This window comes from Brevundimonas guildfordensis, assembly GCF_014836405.1.
Taxonomy (GTDB): Bacteria; Pseudomonadota; Alphaproteobacteria; order Caulobacterales; family Caulobacteraceae; genus Brevundimonas; species Brevundimonas guildfordensis.
This window is the reverse complement of record NZ_JACSQU010000001.1, coordinates 878330-892416: the sequence shown is the minus strand read 5'-3', so window position 1 is coordinate 892416 and position 14087 is coordinate 878330. Positions and strand designations below refer to the sequence as shown.

The following is a 14087-nucleotide window of genomic DNA, read 5'->3' as shown; positions in this document are numbered from 1 at the left end:
GGTTTTAGATCTTCAGCGTCAGGTCCATCGATTCGGCCAGGGCTTTTGCTCGCCGCTTCGTCTGTTCGCCCAGCAGCATGTCGGCGTAGCCGCTGGCGGCGGTGACGCGCAGGGCGCCTTTCTCGACCGTGGCTGTGGCGTTGGCCAGCAGCTGCGGCGAGCGGCCCGACAGGTCGCAGGCCAGTCGCATGGCCAATCCCAGGGCGCGGGCGCGTTTCTGGCCCTTGTCGGACAACAGACGGTCGACCGTTTCCGGCGCGGGCGTGCGCGCCTCGCCGCCATAGCGGGCGTTCATCGCCACGGCCATGAAGGCGCGCTCGGCGTGAGATTGGCCCGGAATGGGCGACCATAGAACCTGATCGAACACCAGGCTGACGCGGTGGTCGGGGTGGAGGCGCGCGCCCAGATCCGCCAAACGGCACACCGAGGAGGTCAGCAGGGCGTCACGCTCCTCGCCGAACACTTCGGGCAGGGCCGAAACCACGGACTGCAGCCAGCCGTCCAGAGCGCGGGGCAGGGCGGGGTCCACGCCCTGACGGCCGCCCCATGCCGAACACCCGGCCAGCAGGGGATCGACCGCGCGCATGGCGGGCTCCATGCCGTGATACAGCAGCCCCTCGCGAACGCCCCAGGCCGAGAAGCTGACCGAGGTCAGCCCCAGCCGGTCGATCAGCCCCTCCAGCACCAGGGCGGCGTAGGGAAGGGTCTCGGCGCGGCGCTTGGACAGGCCGGGCAGTTTCTCCAGCGAGACGCGGGACTGGCGCGCGACCAGACGGGCCATGTCGCGGGCGTCGGCGGCGCTCATGGCGTACTGGTGGACGATGCGGATCGGGTGATCGACCATGGCCATGTGCATCTGGGCCAGGCTGCGCCAGGCGCCGCCGACGGCGTAGAGCGTCGGGGTGGCGTAGTCGTCTTCGATCGGCTCCAGCCGTTTGGCGATGCGGGCGCGCAGGCGGTCGGCGTCGAAACCCCTGGCGTCCAGCAGGGCGAAAGGACCTAGCGGCAGGGTCACGCCCTTGCCGCGCGGACCATCCCCGATCCGCGTCAGCTCCAGACTGGCGCCGCCCATGTCGGCGGCCACGCCGCGCGCGCCGGGATCGCCCGCCAGAACGCCCAGCGCCGAGTACTTCGCCTCTTCCTCGCCGCTGAGCACGCGGATGCGCAAGCCCGTCTCGGCGGCCACGCGCTCGCAGAACTCTGGGCCGTCATCGGCCTGCCGCACGGCGGCGGTGGCGGCGACCAGGACCTGATCCGGCTGGACGCCCTCGATCACGGCGGCGAAGCGGCGCAGCGCCGTCATGGCCATGACGGCGCCCGGTTCGGACAGACGCCCTGTGGCCGCCAGGTCGCGGCCCAGACCGGCCAGCACCTTTTCGTTGAACATGGTCCAGACCGCCCGGCCTTCCAGCCGGTACAACACCAGGCGCACCGAGTTGGAGCCGATGTCGATGACGGCGATCTGTCTCGACTCGTATTCGCGTTCAGGGCTCATGAGCGGTTCTTCCGCACCTTCAGACCTGGATAAGACAAGGCGCCGGGCAAGGTCTTCACCTTGCGGCCGCGTCCGGACAGGCTGGGGTTGGTCATGAAGTATTTGTGCGCCGAGAAGGGGCGTTCGGACCCGCTGGGGATCACCCGTCGGTAGGAGCCGTCGGAGGCCAGAACCCAGCTCTGGGCGTCGTCCTTCAGATTGGCGACCATGATCTGGTCCAGCACCTGGTCGTGGACGGTGGCGTTCAGGATCGGCGTCATCACCTCGACGCGGCGATCCAGGTTGCGCGGCATCCAGTCGGCCGAGGAGATGTAGACCCGCGCCCGGTTGCTGGGCAGGTCGTGGCCGTTGGCGAAGGCGACGATGCGGCTGTGCTCCAGGAAGCGGCCGACGATCGACTTGACCCGGATATTCTCCGACAGGCCCGTCACGCCGGGGCGCAGACAGCAGATGCCGCGGATGACCAGTTCGATGCGCACGCCCCATTGGCTGGCGCGATACAGGGCGTCGATGATCTCTGGATCGACCAAAGCGTTCATCTTGGCCCAGATGGCGGCGGGCTTGCCCTTGGCGGCGGCCGACATCTCCTTGCCGATCATCTCGATCAGACTGGTTTTCATGTTCAGCGGCGAGACGACCAGGGCTTCCAGCTCGTCCGGCGCGGCATAGCCGGTGATGTAGTTGAACACCCGCGTGGCATCGCGGCCCAAGGCCGGATCGCAGGTGAACAGGCTGAGATCGGTGTAAATCTTGGCCGTGACCGGGTGATAGTTGCCGGTGCCGAAGTGGCAGTAGGCGCGAAGGCTGTCGCCCTCGCGCCGCACGACGACGCTCATCTTGGCGTGGGTCTTGTACTCGACGAAGCCGAAGACGACGTGGACGCCGGCCCGCTCCATCTGGCGCGCCCAGCGCAGGTTGGCTTCCTCGTCGAAGCGGGCCTTCAGCTCGACCAGGGCGGTGACGTTCTTGCCGTTCTCGGCCGCCTCGATCAGGGCGGCGACGATGGGGCTGTCCTTGGAGGTGCGATACAGGGTCTGCTTGATGGCGATGACGTGCGGGTCGCGCGCCGCCTGACGCAGGAACTGGACCACCACGTCGAAGCTCTCGAACGGGTGGTGGATCAGCATGTCCTTTTCGCGCACCGCCGCGAAGATGTCGCCGCCGTTGTCGCGTACCCGCTCGGGGTAGCGCGGCTCATAGCCCTTGAACTTCAGGTCCGGGTGGCCGCCAGGGATCAGTTCGGAAAGCTGGGCCAGGCCGAGCATCCCGTCGACCAGCACCACGTCCTGCGGCTGGGCGTGCAACTGGGCGATGATGAAGTCGCGCAGGTCGTCGGGCATGTCCGCCTGAATCTTGATGCGGACGACCGAGCCCATGCGGCGCTGCTTCAGCGCCTCCTCGAACTCCATGACCAGGTCTTCGGCTTCTTCCTCGATCTCGATGTCGGAGTCGCGGATCAGGCGGAACAGGCCCTTCTCCAGGATCTCGCAGCCCGGAAACATGTGGTCGATGAACAGCAGCAGCAGGTTTTCCAGCGAGACGTAGCGCGTACGCCCCGGCGTCGAACGCCCGTCCGTCGCCAGCGCCCAGAAGCGCCGCACCTGGGTCGGCACCGGCACCAAGGCGTACAGCACGCGGTTGTCGCTGTTGCGGCGCAGCTTCAGCGCCAGCGAGAAGCCCAGGTTCGGCAGGAAGGGGAAGGGATGCGCCGGGTCGATGGCCATCGGCGTCAGCACGGCGAAGAGCTGGTTCAGGAACTCCGGTTCCAGCCGCTCGCGCTCGGTCTTGGTGATGCGGGCGCGCTCGACGATCTCGATGCCGGCGGCGGCCATTTCCTTGCGCAGGACGCGCCACTGACGCTGCTGCTCGGCCATCAGGCCGCCCGCCGCCGCATTGACCTGTTCCAACTGCTCGGCCGGCGTCAGGCCGTCAGGGGAGACGACGCGGATGCGCTCGCGCACCTGCCCCTTCAGGCCGGCGACGCGGGTCATGAAGAACTCGTCCAGGTTGTTGGCCGAGATGGACAGGAAGCGCACGCGCTCCAGCAGGGGATGGCCCTCGTTGGCGGCTTCCTCCAGCACCCGGCCGTTGAAGGCCAGCCACGACAGCTCGCGGTTGATGAACCGCTCGGGCGAGGCCATCAGCGCCTCGGACAGCTTGAGTTGCGGCGCGCGCGAGGAGGGGACTTCCTCACCGGTGGTGTCGACGGCGATGGGCGCGATATCGGTCATGATTCCGTTGTCGCGCGCGCCTGTGACGGCTGCAACCGCGATTGTGTCGCGGCGAGGGAATGAGCGGGCGGGTGGGCGTTATTCCCCGTCCAGCACTTGCCGCGCCAGCACTCGCGTCACGGGACGGTGCAGGGCGTCCAGACGGTCGACCACGGTCTCGGCGGCGTCGGCCGAGCGGTCGATGCGGCGGACCAGATACTCGATCAGTTCATCGGCGGGGGTGATGTTCCGGCTGGCGAAGGCGCGGCGCAGCATGGCGGCGAAGACGACGTCGTCGGGCGCCTCGATCCCCACGGTGCGGATGGCGTTCAGGCGCGAGCGCAGGTCGGGCAGGTCCGTCGCCCAGGCTCCCGGCGGATCGCGCGACACCAGCAGCAGGGCGCCGCCGCCCGACTGGGTCAGGTTGATCAGGTGGAACAGGCTCTCGTCGTCGGCGTCCTGCGCGTCGTCCAGCAGGACGGGGAGGCCTTCCAGCTCCAGCGGGTCGACCAGGGCCGCCTCGGCGCCGTGCAGGGCGATGGCGCCGGTGCGCTCGACCCAGGCGGCGGCCAGATGGCTCTTGCCGCAGCCCGCCGGCCCGACCAGGGCCAGCACGGCGCCGGGCGCTTCGGGCCAGACGGCTAGCGTCGCCACGCCCCCGGCGTTGGCCTGCGAGATCGCCAGGTCGGAGGCGCGCTGGGGCGTCTCCTGCTGCAGCGGCAGGCGCAGTTGACGGATTTCGGCGGCCGGAGCGTTCATGACGATGAACCCTAGCCGGGCGGGGATGCGGGCGTCTCTGTTGATAGGGCGGGATCACGGGGACAACCTGCGCGCTGCTGTGGATGGCGTATCATGGGCGTTTGAGCCGTCAGCCTTGACTTTCCGGGGCGATGATGGGCCTTTCGCCCCTCCTAATTCACGCTGTTCTCCAGCCGTTTTCAGACGAAATCCGATCATGCACGCCTATCGCACCCACACCTGCGGCGCCCTCCGTTCGACGGATGCGGGCTCGAATGTTCGTCTGTCGGGCTGGATCCACCGCAAGCGGGACCACGGCGGCCTGCTGTTCATCGACCTGCGCGACCACTACGGCCTGACCCAACTGGTCCTGCACCCCGAAACGCCGGGCTTTGACGTGGTCGAGCGCCTGCGCGCCGAGAGCGTCATCAAGATCGACGGCGAAGTGGTCCTGCGCGAAGGCTCGACCGTTAACGCCAACCTGCCGACCGGCGAGGTCGAGGTGCGCGTCCTGTCGTTGGAAGTCCTGTCGGAAGCGGCCGAACTGCCGATGCCGGTCTTCGGCGAGCAGGAGTACCCGGAAGAGATTCGCCTGAGCAACCGCTTCCTGGACCTGCGTCGCGAGCGTCTGCACAAGAACATCGTCCTGCGGTCGCGCGTGATCCAATCGATCCGCACCCGCATGGTGGCCCAGGGCTTCCTTGAGTATCAGACGCCGATCCTGACGGCCTCGTCGCCGGAAGGCGCGCGCGATTTCCTGGTGCCGAGCCGGATGCATCCCGGCAAGTTCTACGCCCTGCCGCAGGCCCCGCAGCAGTTCAAGCAACTGCTGATGGTCTCGGGGTTCGACCGCTACTTCCAGATCGCGCCCTGCTTCCGCGACGAAGACCTGCGCGCCGACCGCTCGCTGGAGTTCTATCAGCTGGACGTCGAGATGAGCTTCGTCACGCAGGAAGACGTCTTCCAGGCGATCGAGCCGCTGATGCACGGGCTGTTCACCGAGTTCGGCGAGGGCAAGCCGGTCTCGCCGATCGACGACGTGAAAACCTTCACCAACGACTTCGGCCAGACGATGGAGCACAAGGGCTTCGAGCGCCTGACGTTCGCCCAGTCGATGAAGTGGTACGGCAGCGACAAGCCGGACCTGCGCAACCCGATCAAGATGCAGGACGTGTCGGACCATTTCCGCGACGGCGGTTTCGGCCTGTTCGCCAAGATCCTGGGCGCCGACGAGAAGAACGCCGTCTGGGCCATCCCGGCGCCGACCGGCGGCAGCCGCGCCTTCTGCGACCGCATGAACTCCTGGGCGCAGGGCGAGGGCCAGCCGGGCCTGGGCTACATCTTCTGGTCGGACGATCAGCAGTCGTGGGGCGGCCCGATCGCCAAGAACCTGGGGCAGGAGCCGACCGAGGCGCTGATGAGCTCGCTGGGTCTGGGCAAGGGCGACGCCGCCTTCTTCACCGCCGGCGATCCCGCCGTCTTCGCCAAGTTCGCCGGTCTGGCGCGCACCCGCGTCGGCACGGAGCTGAAGCTGGTCGACGAGGACCAGTTCAAGTTCTGCTGGATCGTCGACTTCCCGATGTTCGAATGGTCGGAAGAAGAGAAGAAGGTCGACTTCAGCCACAACCCGTTCTCGATGCCGCAGGGCGGCATGGAGGCGCTGGAGACTCAGGATCCGCTGACCATCCGCGCCTATCAGTACGACATCGTCTGCAACGGCTATGAGCTGTGCTCGGGCGCGATCCGGAACCACAAGGCCGAGATCATGCTGAAGGCCTTCGAGATCGCTGGCTACGACGCCTCGGTGGTCGAGGAGCAGTTCGGCGGCATGCTGAACGCCTTCCGCTACGGCGCGCCGCCGCACGGCGGTCTGGCGCCGGGCATCGACCGCATCGTCATGCTGCTGGCGGGCGAACAGGCCATCCGCGAGGTCATCGCCTTCCCGCTGAACCAGCAGGGCCAGGACCTGATGATGAACGCCCCGGCCGAGGTCGAGGAGCGTCAGCTGAAGGAGCTGTCGATCCGCACCCAGCTGCCCATCAAGGTCTGATCGGCGCCGCAAAGTCGAATTGAGAAAGGGAGGGGGCGACCCCTCCCTTTTTGCATCCGGGCTTCAGTTGCCGGAAACGATCACCAGGTTGCGCTGACGCGGCGGGACGGGCGGCGCGGGCGGAGCTGGAGGGGCCGGCGGAGTGCGGATGACGCGCACGCCGCTGATGCGGCAGTTGCGAGCGGTCATGTCGCCAGGCAGGCGGGTCGCGGCGTCGCCGCAGGCCTCTGAGACCTGGTCGGCGCTGAGGCCGCGCGCCCGGCTGAGATCCAGGCCGCGAATGTCGGTGCGGCGCATGGAGGCGCCGCGAAAATCGGCGCGGGTGAAGTCGCCGCCGGACAGGCGCGCGCCGTCCAGGTCAGCGCCCCTGAATGAGGCGCTATTGAAGTTGCCGCCCGTCAGGTTGGACGCCTTGATATCGGCATTGCTGAAGTCGGCGCCGTTGGCGTTGACGTTGGCCAGGGTGGCGCCGAAAATCTCGGCGTCGTTGAACCGGGCGCGGGTCAGGACGGCGCTGTTCATGTTCACGCCCTGAAGTTCGGCCCCGCTCAGATTGGCGCCGCTCAGATCGACGCGGATCAGAACTGCGCCGGTCGCTTCGGCGCCCATCAGCTGGGCGCCGGTCATCTTGGCGTTGGTGAACATCGATCCGACCATCTCGATGCCGCGCATGTCTGCGCGGCTGAAGTCCGCCCCGGTGAAGTTCGAGCCGACGAGTTCGGCGCCGCGCAGATTGGCGCCGACCAGGGTGGCGTTGGTGAAGTTGGCGCCCGTCAAGGTGGCGCCCGACAGGTCGCGACCGGACAGTTCGCACCGCGTGCAGCTCCCGCCCAGCGACACCATCCGGGCGACGTCGCGGTCCTGAGCCCAGGTCATGTCCGCAGCGCTGGCCAGGGCGGGGGCGGCCGCCATCAGTCCCGCAAGGGCTGAGGCGGCAAGGGCCAGATGGCGCAGGGGCGAAATCGAGCGTTTCATCACCCCTATTGAATGCGCCTTAGTCTGCGAAAACCCTACTTAAATCGCGGTAACGAAGGCGACGCTCAACAGGCGGGAATGCGAAGGCCGGAAGGCAGAACCGTGTTCTGGTCGCCGCAGGCCTGATTGAGCTGAGACTGGGTCAGGCCGCGCGCGCGCGCCATTTCGGCGCCCGAAAGATTGGTGCCGTTCAGCTTGGCCCCGGTGAAGGAGGCCCCTTCCAGGAAGGTCCCCACGAAGCTGGCGTTGGTCAGGTCGGCGCCGTTGAAGTTCGCGCTGGACAAGACGGCGCCATAGGCCTCGACGTCGCGCAGGTCCGAGCGGCTGAAGTTGGTGCGGTTCATCACCGACAGGCTGATGTCCGCCTGGCGGATGCGGGCGCCGGACAGGTTCAGGCCCGAGCGCTCCAGGCCGGAGAAGTCGCCCTGGAACAGATTGCAGCCGGGGCAGGAGGCGCCGCGACGCACCTGGGCGATTTGCGAAGCGTTCTGCGCCGAGGCCGGAAGGGCCGTCAGGGTCAGGCCGACGACGGCGAGAAGGGCGATTGCGGGACGGATCATGCGAATGGCTCCAGGCTTTGCGCCTGTCGCAGCAAGAAGCGGGCCGCCGTTTCGGGACAGCTCGTCCGATCTCGGCCCTATATCCCGTTAGCCGTTAGCCGTTAGCCGTGAGCCTTGGGCGCCGCGCCGCAAGAGCCGCACACGGGCGTCCCGCTCCGATCCGTCAGCATCAGGTCGCCGCACTCAGGGCAGGGGCCGGCCTGAACCTGCGGCGTGGTGCGCGGCGACGGCTCTTTGCGGCCGAAGGGGGCGACGATCAGGTTGTCGGGCGCCGCGCCCCGCGCGAAGCCCTTGGAGATGAAGCGGGCGGCGGGCACGGGCTGGGGCGCTTCGGTCGGCCCCCCGTCCATGCCGTCCAGATTGGCGGCCTCGGGCGTGACTTGCGCCAGCTCGCGTCGGTCCAGATAGGAGACGCCCAGTTCACGGAACACATAGTCGAGGATGGAGGTGGCCGAGCGGATGGAGTCATTGCCCGTGACCCGCCCCGACGGCTCGAACCGGGTGAAGACGAAGGCGTCCACGAACTCGTCCAGCGGCACGCCGTACTGCAGGCCGATCGAGATGGCGATGGCGAAGTTGTTCATCATCGAGCGGAAGGCGGCGCCTTCCTTGTGCATGTCGATGAAGATCTCGCCCAACTCGCCGTCTTCGTACTCGCCGGTGTGGATATAGACCTTGTGGCCGCCGACCGAGGCCTTCTGGATGTAGCCCTTGCGGCGGTCGGGCAGGCGACGGCGGGTGCGGTCGCGCTCGATCACCTTCTCAACCACGCGCTCGACGGTGCGGGGCGCGGCCTCGGGCGCGGGGGCCTGATCAGCGCGACGCGGGGTCTCGATCTCGGGCAGGCGCAGGCGGAAATCGGCGGGGGGCGGCGCGCGGCGCAGCACGGCGGCGCGGCGGCCGTCGAGCGCCGCATCGGCTAAGGCGCGGGCTACGTCCAGTCGGTCGGCCCGCCAGTCCAGCGTGACAGGGCGCAGATCGGGGCCGTCGCTGAAGGGCTCGATGGCGTGACGCAGGTCGGCTTCCACCGCCTCGCCCGACCGGGACAGCAGCGGCCGCAGGGCGTCGGGCGCTTCGGCCCAGTCGGACAGGTCGGGCCGGCCGAAGACATAGTCGGCCGCCGCCCGGATCGCCGCCTCGTCAAAGCCCAGACGCGGCAGCAGGGCCTCGCCCGGCGCCAGACTCAGGCCCAGCACGTCGCCGATGAAACCCTCGTCCAGCACGGGCGGGGCGAAGGCGGGGGCGAAATCCTCGACCGAAGACAGGGCGTGCTCGATCCCTTCGAGTTCCAGGTCGGTGAAACCCAGCTCGCGCAAGCGGGCATGGCTGACGCCCGGCGCCTCGGCCAGGGTGCGGCGCCCGAACAGATGGCGCTCGGCCGCCTCGACGTCAGCGCCCGCGCGAGTCAGGGCGGCGGCAAGCGCGGGACGCAGGCGGCGTTCGACCTCGCCGTCCGCCGTCTGCCAGACGTCCGTCGCTGCGAAGGGCGAGGCGCCGAGGCGCAAGGTGAGTTCAGCGTCGTCGGCGAACAGGCTGATGGCCGCGTGGCGGCGGCCGTGGGCGCGCAGGGCCTCGACCGGCTCGCCGCGTTCGGCCAGGGCGGCGAGGATCTCGTCCTTCACCGTCTCCCATTCGGCGCAGGGGCCAAGGCGGGCGGCCAGATCGGCGGAGACGGCGTTGGCGCAGCGCGCGACCTGAGCGGCCAGGGCGGCGGCGGGCAGGGCGGGCTCAGCGGCGTCCTGCGACACGGCCCAGTCGGCCAGACCGCCCAGAGCAATGGCGATGGGGCGCGCGGCGGCACGGGGATCGTGCGCGTCCAGCGTCAGGTCCAGCGCCGTGACCAGAAGCTCGGTGAGGGCGTCCAAGGCGGAGTCGAACGCTTGCGGGAAGACGGCGGCCAGAGCGGGCAGATTGATCGCTGCGCGCGGGGCCACGGCTGCATCGGCGGCGGCGTCTGCGTCAGCGGGCGTGAACACGGCGGAGACAGGGCCTTCCAGCGCCGCTTCGGCCAAGGCGAGCGCCAGAGGCCCGCCGGCGGCGGCCGTGTCTGGCTGGGCCAGGACGATCAGGGGCGCCTGCGGAGCGTCGGCCAGCGGCGCGGCGGTCGCCGAGAGGCCCTCGCCCTTGATGGCGCGCAGGATGTCCGCATCGGCGGCGCCGCACTGGCGCGCGACATGGGCGGCGCGGGTCAGGGCGGGGTTGGAGGCGGGATCGGCGCAGGCGGCGGCGTCGCCTTCACACCGCGCCACGGCGTCGGCGACGTTGGCCAGCGCCTGAGCCAGCGCCTCGGCGGCCTGCCCGGCCAGCCGTTCGCGACGCCAGGCGGCAGCCTGATCGGCCAGACGGCGTTCGGCCTCGGGCTCGGACAGATCCAGGCGAAGGGGTATTGCGGCGGGCGTATCCGCATCCCTGACAGCGGCCAGTCCCAGCAGGACGGCGCCGGTCAGCTCGTTTTCGAATCGGTTGGCTTCGGCGGTGCTGGCGAAGACGCCGCCTTCTGATCCAGCGGCGGCGAGGCGAGCGGCCCAATCGTGCACGGCGCCGTTTAGCGGCAGGTCGGGCCGGGGCGTCGATGGCGCATCGGCCCAGTCCAGCCACGCCTCGACCTGCACATCGGTCCAGGCGTCGGGCGCCAGCACCCTGTCGACGACATCGGCGCGTTCGATCTCGCGCACGGCGACGGGGACGGCGGCGGCCAGGGGAGCAAACAGGGGCTTGAAGCGCATCAGGCGTCTCCCACGCTGGAGGTGGAGCGTGTCCTGAAGACAACCTATCGGGCGATCGTGAGGGCGTTCAATAGATGTTGCGGCTGGCGAGGTTGTTGCCCACAAGATGTTGAGGCGTTTCCCTTGCGCTCCGCGCTGGACGTAGGGCGTCGCGGTTTCTATGATCGGCCCGCGCCGCCGGACCTCCCCGGGGCGGTGGATTCGAGTGAGTTCGACGACGTGCTGAGCAAGATCTTCACCTGGTGGAACGGCGCCACGATCGGCACCCTGTTCACCGTTGGCAAACGCGGCCAGCAGGTCGGCACGGACGAGTTCGGCAACCGCTATTACGAATCCCGCGACACCGTCAGCTATGATGGCCGCAAGCGCCGCTGGGTCATCTATGACGGCTATGCCGAGGCGACCAAGGTGCCGCCGGAATGGCAGGGCTGGCTGCGCTACACCTATGACGAGACGCCGACTGAGCGTCCGCTGCCGCGTCAGGCGTGGGAGAAGGATCACCTGCCGAACCTGACGGGCACGCCGATGGCGCGCCGCCCGCAAGGTTCGCTGGCCGCCCTGGGCCAACGCCCGGCCGCCACCGGCGACTATCAGGCCTGGAGCCCGGAATGAGCCTTCGCCATGTCCTGCTGGCCGGGGTGGTCGTCGCGGGACTGGCGATATCGGGCGCCGGCGTCGCCAGCGTCCTGATGGACCTGCCGCAAGACGCGACGCCCGCTCCGGCCGATCCGATCGGCGACGTGCTGCGCGACACCAACCGGACGCCGCTGCAGAATCCGCAGGCTCCGGCGTCTCAGCCGCAGCAACCGGCGCCGTCAAACGGCCCGGCCATCGTGCTGCCGACGACCCCCGCTGCGGGGCCGACGATGCCCGCCGTTGTCGTCGAAGGCGAGGAAGTGGCCGTTCAGGAAGAAGCGCCGGACGAAATCCCGGTTGAGGAGGTCGCGCCTGCGCCCACGGAGCCGGCCTCGCCGCCAGGCGTGCGCCAGCGCCGACGCATCGCGGTCATTCAGGCGGTGGACAAGACCACGGCCGAGACCATGCGGTTCGAGGTCGAGGTCGGCGGCCGTCCGGTGCGCTTCGGGAAGACCCTGCTGTTCAAGGCCCGGGCCTGCGAGGTCTCTGCCTCTGACGAAATGACCGAGGACGCCATCGCCTATCTGGAGGTCGGGGTTCAGCCGCGCGGCCTGGCCGCGCCGACCGAGGCGCGTCAGGTGTTCAAGGGCTGGATGTTCGCCTCATCGCCCAGCGTCAGCGGCCTGCAGCACCCGGTCTATGACGCCTGGGTGGTCGGCTGTAAGGCGTAAGCCACGGCCTCGGCCCCGCTGAGGGGCGCGGTGAAGGCGTCCATGTCGGGCGCCGCCTGCATGGCCCAGGGCAGCATACGCAAATAGGCCTCCTGCGGTGTCTCCACGGCGCCGAACTGGCCGAGGTGTTCGGTCAAGAACTGCGTGTCCAGCAGCCGCCAGCCGCCCTTTTTCAGGCGCGCGACCAGATGGACCAGGGCGACCTTTGACGCGTCCGTCGCCCGGCTGAACATGCTCTCGCCGAAGAAGGCGCCGCCCAGCGTCACGCCGTAAAGCCCGCCGACCAGCGCCTCGTCGCGCCAGCATTCGATGCTGTGGGCGAAGCCGCGCTGATGCAGTTCCACATAGAGGCGGCGGATCGGGGCGTTGATCCAGGTGTCTTCGCGGCCCGGCGCAGAGGCGGCGCAGGCGTCCAGCACCGCCACGAAGGCCGTGTTGACCCGAACCTCGAACGGCTCGCCCCGCACGGTGCGGCGCAGGCGCGAGGGGATGTGAAAGCGATCCAGCGGTATCAGGCCGCGCTGGTCCGGCTCGACCAGAAAGACGCGCGGATCGTCGTGCGCCTCGGCCATCGGGAAGACGCCCCGCGCGTAGCAGGCGAGCAGCGCCTCCGGTCCGAAGACGTCAGAGGCGCCGCTCGCGCTGAATCCGGGCTCGTCCAAGGGGGGTTAGGCCTTGGCCTTCTGCGCCGCCGCCCACTTCTCCAGCCAGTGGATGTCGTAGTCGCCCGACAGGATGTCCGGCTCCTGCAACAGCTTCTGGAACAGGGGGATGGTGGTGTCGACGCCGCTGATGACCGTCTCGCCCAGCGAACGCTTCAGGCGCGCCAGCGCCTCTTCGCGGTCGCGGCCGTGCACGATCAACTTGCCGATCAGGCTGTCGTAATAGGGCGGGATCGAATAGCCGGCGTAGATGGCGCTATCCAGACGCACGCCCAGGCCGCCCGGCGCGTGGAACTCGGTGATCGTGCCCGGCGAAGGGGTGAAGGTCTCGGCGTTCTCGGCGTTGATCCGCACTTCGATGGCGTGGCCCTCGAAGGTGATGTCTTCCTGCTTAAACGACAGCGGCAGGCCCGCGGCGATGCGGATCTGTTCGCGCACCAGATCGACGCCCGTGATCATTTCCGTGACCGGGTGTTCGACCTGCAGACGGGTGTTCATCTCGATGAAGAAGAACTCGCCGTCCTCCCACAGGAACTCGATGGTGCCGGCGCCCAGATAGCCGATGGCGGCGATGGCCTTGTTGACCGTCTCGCCGATCTTGACCCGGCCCTCGGCCGACAGGGCGGGAGAGGGGGCCTCTTCCAGCACCTTCTGGTGACGGCGTTGCAGCGAGCAGTCGCGTTCGCCCAGGTGGACGACGTTGCCGTGGCTGTCGGCGATGACCTGGATCTCGATGTGGCGCGGCTTCTGGAGATAGCGCTCCATATAGACGGCGCCGTTGCCGAAGGCGGCCAGGGCTTCGGCCTGGGCCGTCTGCACGGCTTCGACCAGATCGTCGGCCGTCTGGGCCACCTTCATGCCGCGACCGCCGCCGCCGGCGGCCGCCTTGACGATCAGGGGGAAGCCGATGGCCTTGGACGCCTCGATGGCCTGTTCCACCGTCTCGACCTCGCCGTCAGAGCCGGGGACGACGGGAATGCCCGCGTCCTTCACCGCCTGCTTGGCCGTGATCTTGTCGCCCATGATGCGGATGTGTTCCGGCTTGGGCCCGATGAAGGACATGCCGTGGGCTTCGATAATCTCGGCGAAGCGGGCGTTCTCGGCCAGGAAGCCGTAGCCCGGGTGGATCGCCTGAGCGCCGGTGATTTCCGCCGCCGCGATGATCGAGGGGATGTTCAGATAGGACTTGGCCGCCGGCGCGGGGCCGATGCAGACGCTCTCGTCGGCCAGGCGCACCCACATGGCGCCGCGGTCGGCCTCGGAGTGAACGGCGACGGTGGAGATTCCCATCTCCTTGCATGCGCGGTGGATGCGCAGCGCGATCTCGCCCCGGTTGGCGATCAGGACCTTGGTGAACATGAGGC

11 protein-coding genes are annotated in these 14087 nt (G+C 68.8%); 3 read left to right on the top strand and 8 right to left on the bottom strand.

Translation table 11 applies throughout. From position 1 onward, the window contains the following. Positions 1-4: 4 nt before the first annotated feature. The 3 genes from H9656_RS04300 to H9656_RS04290 form a co-directional block, all read right to left on the bottom strand. The gene (locus tag H9656_RS04300; protein WP_191743004.1) at positions 5-1495 is read right to left on the bottom strand and encodes a Ppx/GppA phosphatase family protein; all 1491 of its coding nucleotides are present in this window, start codon (positions 1493-1495) and stop codon (positions 5-7) included. Beyond that, complete coding sequence (locus H9656_RS04295) at positions 1492-3726, bottom strand: RNA degradosome polyphosphate kinase (RefSeq protein ID WP_191743003.1); 2235 nt, start codon at positions 3724-3726, stop codon at positions 1492-1494. The genes H9656_RS04300 and H9656_RS04295 overlap by 4 nt, the downstream gene beginning before the upstream one ends. Positions 3727-3804: 78 nt before the next feature. Next, the gene (locus H9656_RS04290) at positions 3805-4464 is read right to left on the bottom strand and encodes a P-loop NTPase family protein (RefSeq protein WP_191743002.1); all 660 of its coding nucleotides are present in this window, start codon (positions 4462-4464) and stop codon (positions 3805-3807) included. A gap of 196 nt (positions 4465-4660) precedes the next feature. On the opposite strand from H9656_RS04290, the gene aspS reads away from it, so the two are divergent. Continuing rightward, positions 4661-6493: an aspartate--tRNA ligase gene (aspS, locus tag H9656_RS04285; RefSeq protein WP_191743001.1), complete on the top strand. Its 1833-nt coding sequence runs from the start codon at positions 4661-4663 to the stop codon at positions 6491-6493. Between the two features lie 63 nt (positions 6494-6556). On the opposite strand, the gene H9656_RS04280 is transcribed toward aspS, so the two are convergent. The 3 genes from H9656_RS04280 to H9656_RS04270 all read right to left on the bottom strand — a co-directional run bounded on the left by H9656_RS04280 (position 6557) and on the right by H9656_RS04270 (position 10754). Next, a complete protein-coding gene (locus H9656_RS04280; RefSeq protein WP_191743000.1) occupies positions 6557-7468 on the bottom strand; it encodes a pentapeptide repeat-containing protein in 912 nt (303 codons plus the stop codon). Between the two features lie 65 nt (positions 7469-7533). Then, a complete protein-coding gene (locus H9656_RS04275) occupies positions 7534-8028 on the bottom strand; it encodes a pentapeptide repeat-containing protein (RefSeq protein ID WP_191742999.1) in 495 nt (164 codons plus the stop codon). Between the two features lie 101 nt (positions 8029-8129). Beyond that, on the bottom strand, positions 8130-10754 hold the full coding sequence (locus tag H9656_RS04270; protein ID WP_191742998.1) for a TSCPD domain-containing protein: 2625 nt from the start codon (positions 10752-10754) through the stop codon (positions 8130-8132). A gap of 219 nt (positions 10755-10973) precedes the next feature. Between H9656_RS04270 and H9656_RS04265 the strand changes: the two genes are divergently transcribed. Both H9656_RS04265 and H9656_RS04260 read left to right on the top strand, forming a co-directional pair. Then, the gene (locus H9656_RS04265) at positions 10974-11366 is read left to right on the top strand and encodes an NADH:ubiquinone oxidoreductase subunit NDUFA12 (protein WP_191743744.1); all 393 of its coding nucleotides are present in this window, start codon (positions 10974-10976) and stop codon (positions 11364-11366) included. Next, positions 11363-12061, top strand: coding sequence for a DUF2155 domain-containing protein (locus H9656_RS04260; RefSeq protein ID WP_191742997.1), 699 nt, complete (start codon positions 11363-11365; stop codon positions 12059-12061). The genes H9656_RS04265 and H9656_RS04260 overlap by 4 nt, the downstream gene beginning before the upstream one ends. On the opposite strand, the gene aat is transcribed toward H9656_RS04260, so the two are convergent. Continuing rightward, positions 12028-12723, bottom strand: a complete 696-nt coding sequence (aat, locus tag H9656_RS04255) for a leucyl/phenylalanyl-tRNA--protein transferase (RefSeq protein WP_191742996.1) — start codon at positions 12721-12723, stop codon at positions 12028-12030. The genes H9656_RS04260 and aat overlap by 34 nt on opposite strands. A gap of 6 nt (positions 12724-12729) precedes the next feature. Further along, positions 12730-14082 carry an acetyl-CoA carboxylase biotin carboxylase subunit gene (accC, locus tag H9656_RS04250; protein ID WP_191742995.1) on the bottom strand — a complete coding sequence of 451 codons (1353 nt, stop codon included), beginning with the start codon at positions 14080-14082 and terminating at the stop codon, positions 12730-12732. Between the last annotated feature and the right edge of the window lie 5 nt (positions 14083-14087).